Origin of the sequence: Variovorax sp. OV084 (assembly GCF_900111625.1) — a bacterium.
Lineage (GTDB): Bacteria > Pseudomonadota > Gammaproteobacteria > Burkholderiales > Burkholderiaceae_C > Variovorax.
Genome location: NZ_FOII01000005.1, coordinates 188,054 through 203,768, shown reverse-complemented (window position 1 = coordinate 203,768; position 15,715 = coordinate 188,054). Strand labels below are relative to the sequence as shown.

Here is a 15,715-nt window from a genome sequence, read left to right as displayed (position 1 = left end):
TCAGAACAGCGGCAGGCCGGTGATGGCCTTGCCGATGAAGTCGTACAGCACGTCGGAGGTCGGTGCCATCACGCTCGATGCGCGCGCATCGCGGAACAGCCGTTCGATACCTGCCTCCTTGCGGAAGGCCGCGCCACCGCACACGCGCATGGCGATGTCGGTGACTTCGAGCGCGGCTTCGGCGGCGGCCGCCTTCACTTCGAGCACGCGCAGCATGGTGTCGGGGCGGCTCGCGCCGATGGCGGCCACGGTGTCGTCGAGCAGCGCCTGCACCATGTCGGTCTTGATGCGCGCACGTGCCAGGTAGGCGCGAATGGTCGGCAGGTCGGCCAGCGACGAATCGAGGTGCACGTGCTTCGTCTGGCTCACATGGCCGATGGCACGGCTCAGGGCGCCTTCCATCAGGCCCGTCGAGCAGGCGGCGCTGAGCACCGAGAACCATGGCAGCACCACGCCCATCATGGCGTCGAAGCCCTTGCCGTCTTCGCCGAGCCGGGCGCTGGCCGCGATGCGCACATCCTTCGCGGTGATCGGCGTGGAGGCGTTGCCGCGCAGCCCCAGTCCGTCGAAGCGGCCGGGCTGGCTCAGGCCGTCGGACTTCGCATCGACCAGCCACAGCGTGCTGGCGCCTTCGGCCGCGAGCGGCTTGCTCGACCACACATAGCTGTCGGCCTCGAAGGCGGACGTAACCCAGCTCTTGCGGGCATCGAGCACCACGTTCGCGCCATCTGCGCGGGCGGTGCCGGTGGGGGCCCAGAAGTGGCTGCGCGAATCGGCTTCGGAGAAAGCCAGCGTGCTCAGGTGCTTGCCCTCGGCAATCGCGCGGCGCGTGGCTTCGGGGCCGAACTGTTCGAGCACGGCGGTGGCGCAGTAGTGCATGCACACGACCATCGCGGTGGACGGGCAGGTCTGCGCGATGCGCGACACCACCTGCGCGGCTTCCTTCAGGCCCAGGCCCTGGCCCCCGACCGACGTGGCCGACACCAGCCCGAGCAGGCCGGCCTGGCCCAGCGCCTGGATCGTCTCTCGTGGAAAGCGTCCCTCGCTGTCGGTGCGCTGGGCCGAGGGCTGCAGCGTTTGCGTTTCGATACCGGCGAGCACTTCGAGGGGATTCATCGCTTTCTCCAGACAGGTGGTGGGTTGAGTGAGGGATCGGTCTACTGAAGCCGCTCGCGCAGTGCGCCGAGCTGGGCCGTGAAGGGTGCGCTGTCTTCCAGGCAGCGCAGGTCGAGCAGCAGGCGGTCTTCCGCGATGCGGCCGATCACCGGCAGCGGCAGGCCGCGCAGCGCGGTGGCGAGGGCGTCGAGCGCGGTGCCCGTGCCCTTTTTCGAGGTGCCGGCCGGCGCGAGCGCAAGGCCGGCCGAGGGCAGCCGCTCGACAGGCAGAGACCCGGAGCCGATCTGCCCGAGCAGCGGCACGACTTCGACGGTGAAGCGCGGTGACACCGCTGCCTGCACGGGCGCCTTCAACGCCTCGGCCATTTCGCGGATCGCATCGGCGGGCCGTGTGAGCAGCCGCAGCGTCGGCAGGTCTTGCGCAAGACGCTCGGGCCGCAGGTACAGCGACAGCGTGGCTTCGAGCGCGGCCAGCGGCAGCTTGCTCATGCGCAGCGCGCGCTTCATCGGGAACTTGCGGATGCGGCCCACGGCGGCCTTGCTGCCGACGATCAGCCCGGCCTGCGGACCGCCCAGCAGCTTGTCGCCCGAGAAGGTGACCACGTCGCAGCCGGCTGCAAGCATCTCCTGCGGCAGCGGCTCGCGCGGCAGGCCGTAGTGCGCGAGGTCGACCAGCGAGCCGCTGCCCAGGTCAGTCGCCAGCGGCACGCCGCGTGCATGCGCGATGCCGGCGAGCGTGGCTTCGTCGACTGCGGCGGTAAAGCCCTGCACGGCGTAGTTGCTGGTGTGCACCTTCATCACCAGCGCGGTGTGTTCGTTGATGGCGCGCTCGTAGTCCTGCGGATGCGTGCGGTTGGTGGTGCCGACCTCGACCATGCGCGCGCCCGCGCTGGCCATCACGTCGGGCATGCGGAAGGCGCCGCCGATCTCGACGAGCTCGCCGCGCGAGACGATCACTTCGCGATCGCGTGCCAGTGCCGCGATGGTGAGCAGCACGGCGGCCGCGTTGTTGTTGACCACCGTGGCGGCCTCGGCGCCGGTGATGCTGCACAGCAACTCTTCCACCAGCGAGTCGCGGTCGCCTCGGCTGCCGGTGGCGAGGTCGTATTCGAGGTTGTTGGGCGAGGTCATCACCGCGAGCAGCCGCTGCAGCGCTGCGTCGGCCAGCAGTGCGCGACCGAGGTTGGTGTGGATGACGGTGCCGGTGAGGTTGAGCACGGCGCGCATGCGCGGCGCGAGGCGGGCCTGGATGCGCGCCGCAAGCGCATCGCCGAGTGCGTCGTGCCGCACCTCGGCGGCCATCAGCTTGCCCGCCACAGCCCGCGCGCGAAGCCCTTCGAGCAGCGCACGGGCCTCTTTCACCACCAGCGTATGGCCGTGCTCGGCCAGCAATGCGCCCGGCACGGCGAGGCGCAGCAGTTGATCGACAGAAGGCAGATCCTGGGGCCTTGCCGTCGAGCCGTGGACCACGGACTCTTCGGGCGCTGCCATCAGCCGCCTCCGCCGTCGTCGGGGATTTCGGGGTCGCCGAACAGCAGCATCAAATTGTGGCCGCTGCGTTGATGGCCGGCTTCGGACACCAGCAGGTCGAGCGTGACGCTGGCGAGGTCGTCGGCGACGGGCTCGACCTCGGGGTCTTTCTCCATCGCGATCTGCTTGAGGTAGTGGCCGCAGCTGTCGCAGCACTCGGCCTTGACTGCGCCTTCGCGCGCGCCGGTGGCCGGCAGCTCCACGCCGGGTTGCGGCGACAGCGATTCGAAGTGAATGCCCTTGGTGCTCTCGCAGTGCGTGCACTTGATGCGCACGTAGTGCCACTCGGTGCTGCACAGCGAACAGTGCAGGTAGCGGAAGCCCGCTTCGTCGGCGCCGATGCGCGTGATGCTCACGGTGGGCACGCTGCCACAGCAAGGGCATTCGTTGCCGGGATCGGTGCGGCCGAAGATGTTCTCGCCTTCGCGGTCGGCCACCTGCAGCACGAGCTGAGCCCAGTAGGCCTGCAGCCCCGCGGCAATCAGTGGCGCGGTTGCGAGGTCGAGGCCGAACATGATGCGGCGCGAGAGCCGGTCGGCCTGCTCGTTGATCCACGCATCGTCGGCCGCCACCACGCGGTCGAGCGTGTCGCGTGCGGGGCCTTCGGGCAGCCGTGCGCGGAAGAGGCCGAGCAGACGGCGAAGCTCCTGCAGCCACACCGGATCGCGCGTCCAGCCGAAAGCGGGCATCGGCGGTTTCAGCACCTTCGATGCGGCTTCGAGTGAATCGGATTCGGGCAACGTGACCGGTGCGTAGTCCTGCAGCACCTGGTGCTGCGCCTGCGCAAGATCGGCGATGAAGATCAGGTACTCCCGCATCGAATGCGAAGCTGCGAGCTGGCGCAGCCGCAATTGCCTGTCGGAGAACACGAGGGACCGAACCGGCAAACGCAGGAACGGCATCTGTCGTCCGGCCTGCATCGCGATCTGTTCAGGATCGAGGATGCGGGTGGTCCGGATCGGCGGTGGGCTGCCGGTGGAACTCGTCATCGGGGCAGTATCACTCACCTCGCGTCATTTTGCGATGCCAGAGCGGATGGTTGAGCTTGGCCCATCCCTCCGTGACGGTGCCGCGCGTCATCGCGCGCAGCGTGCCCTTGACCCAGATGGCCGCGTAGATGTGCGTGATGACTGAAATGATCAGCACCACGGCCGACACCGAATGCACCACCACCGCGATGCGCCGCAGGAGAATCGGGAAGAACCCGACGAACCACGGGCTCCAGAACATGAAGCCCGTCACCAGCAGCAACAGCAGGCTGACACCGAAGGCCCAGAACACCAGCTTCTGCCCCGCGTTGTACTTGCCCACCGGCGGCATGCTCGACTTGTCGCCCTTGAGCATCTTCGGCGCGTTGGCGATCCACTCGCGGTCGCCGCGGTCGAGGATGTTCTCGCGCCACATCGCGCCGAACAGGAACACGAAGCCCAGCACCATCAGCAGCCCCATGAACGGATGCAGGATGCGCGTCCACGGCCCGCCGCCGAACAGCGTGCTCAGGAAGAACAGGGCGGGGTGGAAGAAGGCCAGGCCCGAGAGCGCGGCCGCGAAGAACATGATCGCGACGAACCAGTGGTTCATGCGCGTGGCGTCGCGGTAGCGGCGAAGGTAATAGCGTGTCATCGCGTTCTCCTCATGCACGGGGCGCGGTGGATGGTGCGGGGGGTGACGCAGGCGGCTCTTCGATCACCACCACGTCGTCGGGCTTGCCATCGCGGTCGGCATCCGGATGCTCGTCCTTCGGCTCGATGGGGCCGGTCTTCATGTAGTGGAAGAAGCTGCCCACCACGGCGCCGATCATGGCGACCATTGCGAGCGGCTTGGCCACGCCCTTCCACAGCGACACCAGCGGGCTGATGTGCGGGTCTTTCGGCAGGTCGGCGTACAGGCCCGGGCGGTCTGCGTGCTGCAGCACGTACATCACGTGCGTGCCGCCCACGCCGGCCGGGTCGTACACGCCGGCGTTGGAAAAGCCGCGCTCCTTCAGGTCGACGATGCGCTCCGATGCGTATTCGTGCATGTCTTCCTTGGTGCCGAAATGCAGCGCGCCCGTGGGGCAGGCCTTGACGCAGGCCGGCTCCAGGCCCACGCCCACGCGATCGGAGCACAGCGAGCACTTGTAGGCCTTGTTGTCGGCCTTGCTGATGCGCGGTACGTCGAAGGGGCAGCCGGTCACGCAGTTGCCGCAGCCCACGCAATGCTCGCTGATGAAGTCGACGATGCCGTTGCTGTACTTGACGATGGCGCCCGGCGCCGGACACGACTTCAGGCAGCCCGGGTCGTCGCAATGCATGCAGCCGTCCTTGCGGATCAGCCATTCGAGCTTGCCGGCCTCGGGTTCGACTTCGGAGAACTTCATCACCGTCCATGAGGAAGGCGTGAGATCGACCGGGTTGTCGTAGGTGCCGTGCACGGTGCCCACGTCGTCGCGCAGGTCGTTCCACTGCATGCATGCGACCTGGCAGGCCTTGCAGCCGATGCAGGTCGACACGTCGATCAGCTTGGCCACCTGCTGCACCTGCGGGCGGTTGCGGATGTCGGGCGACGGCGTGGTCGTGGCCGATCGGGCAGCGATGTCCAGGGTTTGAAGGGAAGACATCGCTCAGGCCTTTTCGATGTTCACGGTGAACGACTTGTACTCGGGCGTCTGTGTGTTCGCGTCGCCCACGAAAGGCGTGAGCGTGTTCACCAGATACCCCGGCTTGGCCACGCCGACGAAGCCCCAGTGGTTCGGCAGCCCCACCGTGTGCACCGTGCGGCCATCGACCTGCAGCCCGACGATGCGCTTGGTGACCAGCGCCACGGCCTTGATGAAGCCGCGCTTGCTCGACACCTTCACCATGTCGCCATTGGCGATGCCTTTGTCCTTCGCCAGCTCTTCGCCAATCTCGACGAACTGCTGCGGCTGGATGATGGCCGAGGTGCGCACGTTCTTGGTCCAGTAGTGGAAGTGCTCCGTGAGCCGGTAGCTGGTCGCCACGTACGGGAAGTCCTTCGGCACGCCGAGACGCTCGAGGTCGCCCTTGAAGATGCGTGCCGCGGGGTTGGCGCGCGCCTTCTCGTTGTTCGGGTGCATCAGGTTGTTGACCAGCGGCGACTCGAAGGGCTCGTAGTGCTCGGGCAGCGGTCCTTCGGCCATGCCCGTCGGCGCGAAGAGCCGGGCCACGCCCTCGGCTGTCATGATGAAGGGGCGCACCGCGTCGGCTTCCGTCGGGTTCGCATCGGGCCGGATGTCGGGAACGTCGGCGCCGGTCCACTGCTTGCCGTTCCACGCGATGAGGCCGCGCTTGGCGATCCATGGCTTTCCGGTGGCCGGATCGGTCGAGGCACCGTTGTACAGAATGCGCCGGTTCGCGGGCCAGGCCCACGCCCAGTTCTGCACCATGCCGATGCCGTACGGGTCGGCGTTGTCGCGCCGCGCCATCTGGTTGCCGGCCTGCGTCCATGCGCCGCTGTAGATCCAGCAGCCGCTGGCGGTGCTGCCGTCGTCGCGCAGCAGGCCGAAGCCCGAGAGCTGCTCGCCGGCCTTGGCTGTCGGCGGCTTGGTCGGGTCCTTCGGGTCGAGCAGGTCGGTCAGCGCGCGGCCGTTGTATTCCATCGCCAGTTCCTGCGCGGAAGGCGAGTGCGGAATCTTGTAGGGCCAGGTGAGGTTGACGATCGGGTCGGGATACGCGCCGCCGTCCTTCGCGTAGGCCGTGCGAATGCGGTTGAAGATGCCCGCGATGATCTCGATGTCGCCCCTGGCCTCGCCCGGCGGCTCCGCGCCCTTCCAGTGCCACTGCAGCCAGCGGCTGGAGTTGGTGAGCGAGCCGTCTTCCTCCGCGAAGCAGGTCGATGGCAGGCGGAACACCGTGGTCTGGATGTCGGTGGTCTTGACGTCGTTGAACTCGCCGAAGTTGCGCCAGAACTCGCTGGTCTCGGTCATCAACGGATCGATGGTGACGAGGAACTTGAGCTTGGACAGCCCATCGACGATCTTCTTCTTGTCCGGGAACGAGCCCACCGGGTTGAAGCCCTGGCAGATGTAGCCGTTGAGCTTGCCCTGGTTCATGAGCTCGAAGGCCTGCAGGATGTCGTAGAGCTTGTCGATCTTCGGCAGGTAGTGGAAGGCCCACTCGTTCTCCGCCGTGGCCGCGTTGCCCCACCACGCCTTCTGCATGCTGACGAAGAACTTCGGGTAGTTCTGCCAGTAGCTCATCTGGTTGGGGCGCAGCGGCTTCAGCGCGCGGGTCTTGTAGTAGACGTCCAGCGTCTGCTCGCTGTCACGCGCCAGCGACATGTAGCCGGGCAGGGAGTTCGACAGCAGCCCCAGGTCGGTCAGGCCCTGGATGTTGCTGTGGCCGCGCAGCGCGTTCATGCCGCCGCCGGGTACGCCGATGTTGCCCAGCAGCAGCTGCACGATGGCGCCGGTGCGGATCATCTGCGAGCCCTGGCTGTGCTGCGTCCAGCCCAGCGCGTACATGATGGTCATGGTGCGCGTGGACGTGCTAGTGCTCGCGATGTACTCGCACACCTTCAGGAACTTGTCCTGCGGCGTGCCGGTGATGCGGCTCACCAGCTCGGGCGTGTAGCGCGAGTAGTGCCGCTTCATCACCTGCAGCACGCACTGCGGGTCCTGCATGGTCATGTCGACCTTGGCCATGCCCTGCTCGTCGAGCGCGTAGCCCCATGACTTGGGGTCGTAGTTGCGCTTCTCGGCGTTGTAGCCGCTGAACAGGCCGTCCTCGAACTTGTAGTCAGGCCCGACGATGAACGGCGCGTTGGTGTAGTTGCGCACGTACTCCGTCTGGATCTTGTCGTTGCCCAGCAGGTAGTTGATGACGCCTGCCAGGAACGCGATGTCCGAGCCCGCGCGTATCGGGGCGTAGTAGTCGGCCATGGCGGCCGAGCGCGTGAAGCGCGGGTCGACCACGACAAGGCGCGCCTTGTTCTGCTTCTTGGCCTCGATGACCCACTTGAAGCCGCACGGATGCGCCTCCGCGGCATTGCCGCCCATGATCAGCACGACATCCGCGTTCTGGATGTCCTGCCAATGGTTGGTCATCGCGCCTCGTCCGAACGTCGGGGCCAGACTGGCCACCGTAGGTCCGTGTCAAACGCGTGCCTGGTTGTCGAACACCAGCATTCCGGTCGAGCGGAATGCCTTGTGCGTGATGTAGCCCGTTTCGTTGGACGAGGCCGAGGCGCAGAGCATGCCGCTGCTGGTCCAGCGGTTCACGGTCTTGCCCTCGGCGTTGGTGGTCTGGAAGTTGGCGTCGCGGTCGGCCTTGAGCAGCTTGGCGATGCGGTCGAGCGCCTCGTTCCAGCCGATGCGCTTCCATTCGGTGCTGCCGGCCTCGCGCACCTCGGGGTACTTCAGGCGGTTGGGGCTGTGCACGAAGTCGAGCAGGCCCGCGCCCTTGGGGCACAGCGTGCCGCGGTTCACGGGGTGGTCAGCATCGCCCTCTATATGGAGGATGTCGGACACCACGTTCTTCGCCTTGTCGCCAAGGCTGTACATGATGAGCCCGCAGCCCACTGAGCAGTACGGGCAGGTGTTGCGGGTCTCGGTGGTGCGCGCGAGCTTGAAGTTGCGGGCCTCGGCCAGCGCGGCGGTCGGCGAGAAGCCGAGCGCCACGATGCTGGAGCCGACCAGCCCCGCACTGCTGACGCGGAAGAATTGCCGGCGGTTCATGTCCATGACGTGACCTCCTGCAGCGGTGAAGTGGGGTGTTTCATCGTGATCTTCTTTTTGCCGGGAAACTTGATTGAATGAATCAGTCGGGCCGCGCTACTTGGGCGCCGCAGTGCCGTCGCCACCGCTCGGCGCGGGCGCCGCGCCGCCGGAAGAGCCGCCACCGCCCGGGCCGCTCATGCCGCCGATGGCTGTGCCGCCTTCGGACGGGCCTTTGTGGGAAGCGGAGGATTCGACCTTGTCGCCGGACTCGGCGGGCTTGATGCCCGTCGGGCTCGCGCCGGTGGTGCCGCCATCGGCCTTCGGCGTGGGGACCTTGGGATCGCAGGCACTCGCCAGCATGCCTGCGACAAGGCACAGGCCGACGATCTGCAAACGCTGACATCGGGGCATCGACACTCCTTGGGGGAAGGACGGGTCTGACAACGGGCTGTTTTTATGGCCTCGTTTTTCGCTCTCCGGGAGTGCCCGGTTTGCGACAAACGGGATACGTTTGTCGCATCATGCGACAGCATCCTGTCGGGATCAAGGGCCGAAAGGGCGCAATAACCCTTGAATCCAGCCGTGCCCCCGACCGTCGGCTATCGTTCGCGCCATGAATGCCTCCCTCCGCCTGGGTTGGCGCACGCTCTGGCGCGACCTGCGCGCCGGCGAACTGCGCCTGTTGATCGTTGCCGTGGTGCTGGCCGTGGCCGCGCTCACGGCTGTCGGCTTCTTCGCCGACCGCCTGCAGGGCGGGCTCAAGCGCGACGCGCGCCAGCTGCTGGGCGGCGACGCGGTGATCGTCAGCGACAACCTGACGCCCGAGGCCTTCGTGGCGCAGGCGAAATCGCTGGGCCTGGAAGGCAGCGGCACCTACGGCTTTCCGACCATGGCGCGAGCCGGGGACGCGCAGGGTGGCGCCAGCAAGCTGGTGGCGCTGAAGGCCGTGGCCGCTGGTTACCCACTGCGCGGCAACCTGCAGACCTCCACCACCATCGACGGGCCGGGCGCCGTCACGCGCGACATCCCGCCGCCGGGCGAGGTGTGGGTCGATGCCTCGCTGCTCGACTCGCTCGCGCTCAAGGTCGGCGACACGATGCTGCTGGGCGACACCGGCCTGCGCGTCGGCCGCGTCATCACGCTGGAGCCCGACCGTGGCGCCGGCTTCATGAGCTTTTCTCCGCGCGTGATGCTCAACCAGGCCGACGTGCCGCGCACCGGGCTCGTGCAGCCCGCCAGCCGCGTCGGCTATCGCTACGCGGTGGCGGGCAGCGACGCGGCAGTGAAACGCTTCAGCGACTGGGCCGACGCCACCATCAAGAAGGGCGAGCTGCGCGGCGTGCGGCTCGATTCCTTCGAGGGCGGCCGCCCCGAGATGCGCCAGACGCTGGACCGCGCCGAGAAATTCCTGAGCCTGGTCGCGCTGCTCGCGGCGCTGCTGTCGGCCGTGGCGGTGGCGCTGGCCGCGCGCGGCTTCGCGGCCAGCCACCTCGACGACTGCGCGATGCTGCGGGTGCTGGGCCAGAGCCAGCGCACCATCGCCGTGGCCTATTCCTTCGAGTTCGCGGTGATCGGCATCGTGGCCAGCGGGCTGGGCGTGGCGATCGGCTTCGCGGTGCACTACGTGTTCGTGCTGCTGCTGGCGGGGCTGGTCGAAACCGCGCTGCCCGCGGCCACCTTGTGGCCCGTCGCCTTCGGGCTCGGCATGGGGCTCACGCTGCTGTTCGCCTTCGGCCTGCCGCCTGTGCTGCAGCTGGCCCGAGTGCCGCCGCTGCGCGTGATCCGGCGCGACGTGGGCGGGCTCAAGCCGGCATCGCTCGCGGTGCTGGGCGTTGGCGTGGCGGGCTTCGCGGCGCTGCTGATGGCGGCGAGCAGCGACATCAAGCTGGGGCTGATCGCGGTCGGCGGCTTCGCGGGTGCGGTGGCGGTGTTCGCGCTGCTGAGCTGGCTGGCGGTGAAGGTGCTGCGACGCAGCGTCAACGAAACGACGGCGCCGCGCTGGCTGGTGCTGGCCACGCGGCAGATTTCGGCGCGGCCGGCGTACGCGGTGGTGCAGGTCAGCGCGCTGTCGGTCGGCCTGCTGGCGCTGGTGCTGCTGGTGCTGCTGCGCACCGACCTCGTCGCGAGCTGGCGCCAGGCCACGCCGCCCGATGCGCCGAACCGCTTCGTCATCAACGTCATGCCCGACCAGAGCGACGCTTTCCAGAAGTCGCTGCGCGACGCGGGCGTGGGCAAGTTCGACTGGTACCCGATGATCCGTGGCCGCCTGATCGCCATCAACGACAAGCCCGTGACGCCCGACGACTACGCCGAAGACCGCGCCAAGCGCCTGGTGGACCGCGAGTTCAACTTGAGCAACAGCGTGGATGCGCCCGCGCACAACACCATCACCTCGGGCAAGTGGACGCCCGATGCGACGGGCGAGGTGAGCGTGGAAGAGGGCCTGGCCGAGACGCTGGGCCTCAAGCTCGGCGACATGCTGCGCTTCGACATCGGCGGCATGCAGAACGAGGCTCGCATCACCTCGCTGCGCAAGGTCGACTGGGGCTCGATGCACGCCAATTTCTTCGTGATGTACACGGTGGCCTCGCTGGCCGACGTGCCTACCACCTACATGGGCGCCTTCCGCGCGCCCGAGACCCGGGGCTTCGACAACGCACTGGTACGCAGCTACCCGAACGTGACCAACGTCGACATGAGCGCCACCATCAACCAGGTGCAGCGCGTGCTCGACCAGGTGATCCGCGCGGTCGAGTTCCTGTTCGGCTTCACGCTCGCGGCCGGGCTGGTGGTGCTGTTCGCGGCGGTGACGGCCACGCGCGAGGAGCGGGCGCGCGAATTCGCAGTGATGCGCGCGGTGGGCGCGCGCGCCGGCCTGCTGCGGCAGGTGCAGCGCGCCGAGCTCGTGGGCGTCGGGCTGCTTGCGGGCTTTCTCGCGAGCATCGTGGCTTCGGTGATCGGCTGGGCCCTGGCGCGCTTTGTGTTCGAGTTCACCTGGACTGCCTCGCCGATCGTGCCAGTGGCCGGCGCGCTGGCCGGCGCGGTGCTGGCACTGGGCGCGGGATGGTGGGGCCTGCGCGACGTGCTGCGCCGCCCGGTGGTCGACACGCTGCGGCGCGCTGCCGAGTAGCCATCTTTTTCTTCGGGGTCGAGCCGAACGGGGTCGTGGAATGCAATACATTCCCCGACCCCGTATTCAATTCACTCGGAAGAATCTTTCTACATGCGCTTGGCGTCATTCCAGATCACCAACTTTCGCTCGATCAACGACAGCGGCCTCATCGACTCCACACAGATCACGGCGATCCTCGGTCGAAATGACAGCGGCAAATCGAACCTGCTGCGCGCACTCCACAGCCTGAACCCCGCAGAGGGCCTGGCCGAACTCAGCCCCATCAAGGACTTTCCCCGCCACCGGCGCCTGGAAGAGTGCACTGGTGACACCCCTGTTGTCTTCACACGCTGGAGCCTGGACGAGAGCGAGCAGGCAGAGCTGGCGGCGATCCTGCCGCGCGCGGCAGGCGTGCGCCACGTTACCGCGGCCCGCGGCTATGGCACGGCGCGCCAGGCCGGGCTCGAAGGGCTCACGGCGCTGTCGCTCGACGTGAGCGACATCAAGGGCAAGGTCCGCAAGATCGTGCCGGCCGTGAAGGCCGCCGCCGAAAAGGTCGCCGAGGAAGCGAAGGCCACGCTCGAGCAGGAGACCGACACCTTCGACGCCGCGATGATCATGAGCCCCGACTACATCAAGTGGTCGGCCGGCGCGGTGAAGGCGGCGCAGGCCCTGCGCAAGGCGCTGGCCGTGGCGGGCGCCGAACTCAGCGACAAGCAGGAGCAGATGCTGGCCGAGCTGGAAGACATGGCCCTGTCCATCTCCAACGACACGCCCGCGCTCGCCCGCGCGCAGGCCTGGGTGATCGGGAAGCTGCCGCGCTTCGTCTATGTCGACGAATACCCGGCACTGCCCGGCCGCCAGAACATCGCCGAATACCTGGGGCGCCAGGGCTGGGGCCAGCTCACGCCCGAGCAGCAGAGCTTCGGCAAGCTGTGCAAGGTCGCGGGGCTCGATCCGCAGAAGCTGCACGACCTGCTCGAGAAGAACGACCAGGCCACGCGCAACCAGCTCGTCAACCGTGCCGGCTCGGTGGTGACGGCAGAGATCCGCCGCCTCTGGAAAGATCGTCCGCTGAAAGTGCGCTTCAACCTCGACGGCCAGTACCTCGACACGCTGGTGTCCGACCCGAACGGCGCCTACGAGGTCGAAGTGAACCTCGACGAGCGCAGCCGCGGCTTCCAGTGGTTCTTCTCGTTCTACATCGCGTTCTTTGCTGACACGAAGGGCGGGCGTGCGGAAGACGCGGTGCTGCTGCTGGACGAACCCGGGCTGCACCTGCACCCGCACTCGCAGGCCGACCTGTTGGCGCACTTCGAGAAAGACTTCGGCAACCAGATCATCTACACCACGCACTCGCCGTTCATGGTGCCTGCGCATCGGCTCGACTCGGTGCGCACGGCCAGCCTCGGCGAGACCAGCGGCACCACTGTGAGCAATGCTGCGGAGGGCGACGAGCGCACGCTGTTCCCGCTGAAGGCTGCACTGGCACTGAGCCGGCTTGGGAGCGAGCCGGTGGCTGTGAAAACGGTGACTGCAGAGGGCGTGAAGCCTGTCAGGGCGGCCAAGCCCGCGGAGGTGATGCCTGCCGCCGTGGCCGCGCCTGCCGAAGTGGCGCCCGTTGCCGCAGTCGTTGAGCCTGTCGCCGCACCGGTCGCTGCCCCGGTCGCGGTGCCACCCGTCACCGTGGCTTCGACTCCCGTGCCGATGGTCGCGCCTGCCGAGGCGGTCGCCGAGCAGGTGGAACCGGGCTGATCATCCGCGCGTGGCCTGCCTCGTGACCGGGGTGGGCGGGACTTCGTCGCCCTCCTTGAACATCCGCTCCCCCGCAAAGTCCACAAACGCCCGCACCTTCGGCGACAACTGCCGGCTCGACGGCCACAGCGCCGAGAACTGCCCCTGCCGCACGAGGTGCGTGGCCAGCACGCGCTGAAGCTCGCCTCGGTACAGCGAATCGCGCGCCAGGAAGTCGGGCATGTAGGCCACGCCGAGTCCGGCCACGGCCGCGCCCAGCATGGCTTCCATGTTGTTGCACAGCAGGCCGGGCGGCAGTTGCGCGGGCAGCCCGGGCAGGTCCCATTCCTCGACCTTGCCGCCGGTCACGAACTTGTAGCGCAGGCAGGCGTGCTGTATCAGGTCGGCCGGCACCTGCGGCACGCCGTGGCGTTCGAGATAAGCCGGTGACGCCACCAGCACGAACTGGAACGGGCCGAGCCGCCGCGCCACCAGTTGCGAATCGACCAGGTCGCCGCTGCGAATTGCCACGTCGACCCCCTCGGCGATCACGTCGACCAGCCGGTCGTTGAAGTCGAGGTCGAGCTCGATCTCGGGGTAGCGCGCCTTGAAGTCCGGCAGGATCGGCAGCAGGAAGCGGTAGCCGATGGTCGGCAGGCTCACGCGCAGCCGGCCGCGCGGGGCGGCGATGGCGTCTTGCATCATGGCGCGCGCATCGTCCAGCTCGTCGAGGATGCGGCGGCAGCGCTCGTGGAAGAGCGCGCCTTCCTGCGTCAGCCGCGTGTGGCGCGTGGTGCGGTTGAAGAGGCGCACGCCGAGCTGCTGCTCGAGCCGTGCGACGTTCTTGCCCACCGCCGACGCCGAGATGCCCAGCTGCCGGCCGGCCTTGGCAAAGCTCAGCTGGTCGGCCGCACGCACGAAGGATTCGAGTCCGCTGAAGCTGTCCATGGATTAACAACCCTGGGTTGGGAGTGTGAGGATCAATGGCGCCATTTTCATTCCATTGATTCCTTTCTATCTTCTGTGGCTTCCTTTCTCCTGCGTGAAAGCCTTCGATGTCCACGTCTTCCCCCAACAAGAACTGGCTGCTGGCCGCCGTCTGCCTGGCAGCGCTGGGCATGCCGCTGAGCTTCACCGGCCCGGCGGTGGTGCTGCCCGCGATCCGCGATGCGCTGGGCGGCAGCCCGGTGCAGCTCAACTGGGTGACCAACGCCTTCATGCTGAGCTTCGGCGCCACGCTGATGGCGGCCGGGGCGCTGGCCGATGCCTATGGGCGCAAGCGCGTGTTCCTGCTGGGGCTCGCGGTGGTGGCGCTGAGCAGCTCGCTGCTGACGCTGGCCCCGGGCATCGTCGCCTTCGATCTGGCGCGGGCCCTGCAGGGGCTGGGCTCGGCCGCGGCCTTCGCGGCGGGCACGGCCGCGCTGGCGCAGGTGTTCGACGGCGCAGCGCGCACGCGGGCCTTCAGCCTGATCGGCACTTCGTTCGGCGTGGGGCTGTCGTGCGGCTCCATCCTCTCGGGCTGGCTTGCCGAGAGCTTCGGCTGGCAGGCGGTGATGCTGAGCCCCGGCGCGGTCAGCCTCGTGGCGCTGTGCATCGCCGCGCCGAGCATGCGCGAGTCGCGCAATCCGGATGCCATGGGGCTCGACATGCCGGGCACGGCGACTTTCACCGCCGCGCTGAGCCTGCTGACGCTCGGCGTACTGCAGGCGCCCGACAGCGGCTGGGGCAGCCCGTGGGTGCTTTGCGCGCTGGCGGGCGCGGCGCTGATGGGCACGGCTTTCATCGCCATCGAGCGGCGCGTGGCGCATCCCATGCTCGATCTGTCGCTGTTCCGTTTTCCGCGCTTCGTGGGCGTGCAACTGCTGGCTGCCGCGCCGGCCTATGGCTTCGTCGTGCTGCTGGTGCTGCTGCCGATCCGCTTCATCGGGCTCGAAGGGCGCAGCGCGATCGAGGCGGGGACTTTCATGTTCGCGCTCTCGGGGCCGATTCTCATCGTGCCGACGCTGGCGGCATCGCTTGCGCACCGGTTCTCGGCGGGCGTGATTTCGGCCGTGGGGCTGCTGGTGTGCGCGGCGGGGCTGTTCTGGCTCAGCCGCTGCGCGCCGGGCACGCCGCTGCACGACATCGTGTGGCCGCTGTTGTTGATCGGCGCCGGCATCGGCCTGCCCTGGGGCCTGATGGACGGGTTGGCCGTGAGTGTGGTGCCGCGCGAGCGGGCGGGCATGGCGTCGGGCATCTTCAACACCGTGCGGGTCGCGGGGGAGGGGATTGCGCTGGCGCTGGTGGGGGCCGGACTGACGGCACTTGTGACGGCGCAACTGGGGCATGCCGCCGCCGCATCGCAGGCGGCGCAGCGGGTGACCACCGGGAACATGTCGCAGGCGCTGGCCCTGCTGCCCGGCATGGACCGCGCGGCGCTGCTGCATGCCTACGGCGCGGCGTTCGGCACGCTGCTGTGCGTGCTGGCAGGCGTGACGGTGGTGACGGCGATGGTGGTGTTTGCGTTCCTGCGTGGCGAGACACACGCTGAGGCTGGTGCCGTGGCGCTGGAGTCGACGGCCTGTTGAG

11 protein-coding genes are annotated in these 15,715 nt (G+C 68.1%); 3 read left to right on the top strand and 8 right to left on the bottom strand.

The annotated features are described in order from the left end of the window. The 7 genes from BMW87_RS16030 to BMW87_RS15995 all read right to left on the bottom strand — a co-directional run bounded on the left by BMW87_RS16030 (position 1) and on the right by BMW87_RS15995 (position 8,712). Complete coding sequence (locus BMW87_RS16030; protein ID WP_093077371.1) at positions 1 to 1,116, bottom strand: acyl-CoA dehydrogenase family protein; 1,116 nt, start codon at positions 1,114 to 1,116, stop codon at positions 1 to 3. A 41-nt stretch (positions 1,117 to 1,157) separates the two neighbouring features. Beyond that, positions 1,158 to 2,606, bottom strand: coding sequence for an L-seryl-tRNA(Sec) selenium transferase (gene selA / locus BMW87_RS16025; RefSeq protein WP_093077370.1), 1,449 nt, complete (start codon positions 2,604 to 2,606; stop codon positions 1,158 to 1,160). After that, positions 2,606 to 3,634: a formate dehydrogenase accessory protein FdhE gene (gene fdhE, locus BMW87_RS16020; protein ID WP_093077368.1), complete on the bottom strand. Its 1,029-nt coding sequence runs from the start codon at positions 3,632 to 3,634 to the stop codon at positions 2,606 to 2,608. The genes selA and fdhE overlap by 1 nt, the downstream gene beginning before the upstream one ends. A gap of 10 nt (positions 3,635 to 3,644) precedes the next feature. Next, on the bottom strand, positions 3,645 to 4,268 hold the full coding sequence (locus BMW87_RS16015) for a formate dehydrogenase subunit gamma (RefSeq protein WP_093077367.1): 624 nt from the start codon (positions 4,266 to 4,268) through the stop codon (positions 3,645 to 3,647). 10 nt (positions 4,269 to 4,278) lie between these two features. Further along, positions 4,279 to 5,244: a formate dehydrogenase subunit beta gene (gene fdxH / locus BMW87_RS16010; protein ID WP_093077365.1), complete on the bottom strand. Its 966-nt coding sequence runs from the start codon at positions 5,242 to 5,244 to the stop codon at positions 4,279 to 4,281. 3 nt (positions 5,245 to 5,247) lie between these two features. Beyond that, the gene (fdnG, locus tag BMW87_RS16005) at positions 5,248 to 8,325 is read right to left on the bottom strand and encodes a formate dehydrogenase-N subunit alpha (RefSeq protein WP_143047794.1); all 3,078 of its coding nucleotides are present in this window, start codon (positions 8,323 to 8,325) and stop codon (positions 5,248 to 5,250) included. A gap of 90 nt (positions 8,326 to 8,415) precedes the next feature. Beyond that, positions 8,416 to 8,712, bottom strand: coding sequence for a hypothetical protein (locus tag BMW87_RS15995; protein ID WP_093057992.1), 297 nt, complete (start codon positions 8,710 to 8,712; stop codon positions 8,416 to 8,418). A gap of 202 nt (positions 8,713 to 8,914) precedes the next feature. Here BMW87_RS15995 and BMW87_RS15990 point away from each other — a divergent pair, with 202 nt between their 5' ends. Together BMW87_RS15990 and BMW87_RS15985 are read left to right on the top strand one after the other, a co-directional pair. Continuing rightward, a complete protein-coding gene (locus tag BMW87_RS15990; RefSeq protein WP_093077362.1) occupies positions 8,915 to 11,431 on the top strand; it encodes an ABC transporter permease in 2,517 nt (838 codons plus the stop codon). A 93-nt stretch (positions 11,432 to 11,524) separates the two neighbouring features. Then, positions 11,525 to 13,168, top strand: a complete 1,644-nt coding sequence (locus tag BMW87_RS15985; protein WP_256216795.1) for an AAA family ATPase — start codon at positions 11,525 to 11,527, stop codon at positions 13,166 to 13,168. On the opposite strand, the gene BMW87_RS15980 is transcribed toward BMW87_RS15985, so the two are convergent. Beyond that, a complete protein-coding gene (locus tag BMW87_RS15980; RefSeq protein ID WP_093077361.1) occupies positions 13,169 to 14,095 on the bottom strand; it encodes a LysR family transcriptional regulator in 927 nt (308 codons plus the stop codon). It abuts the gene before it with no gap. Positions 14,096 to 14,202: 107 nt separating this feature from the next. Here BMW87_RS15980 and BMW87_RS15975 point away from each other — a divergent pair, with 107 nt between their 5' ends. Then, positions 14,203 to 15,714: an MFS transporter gene (locus tag BMW87_RS15975; RefSeq protein ID WP_093077359.1), complete on the top strand. Its 1,512-nt coding sequence runs from the start codon at positions 14,203 to 14,205 to the stop codon at positions 15,712 to 15,714. Position 15,715 lies beyond the last annotated feature (1 nt).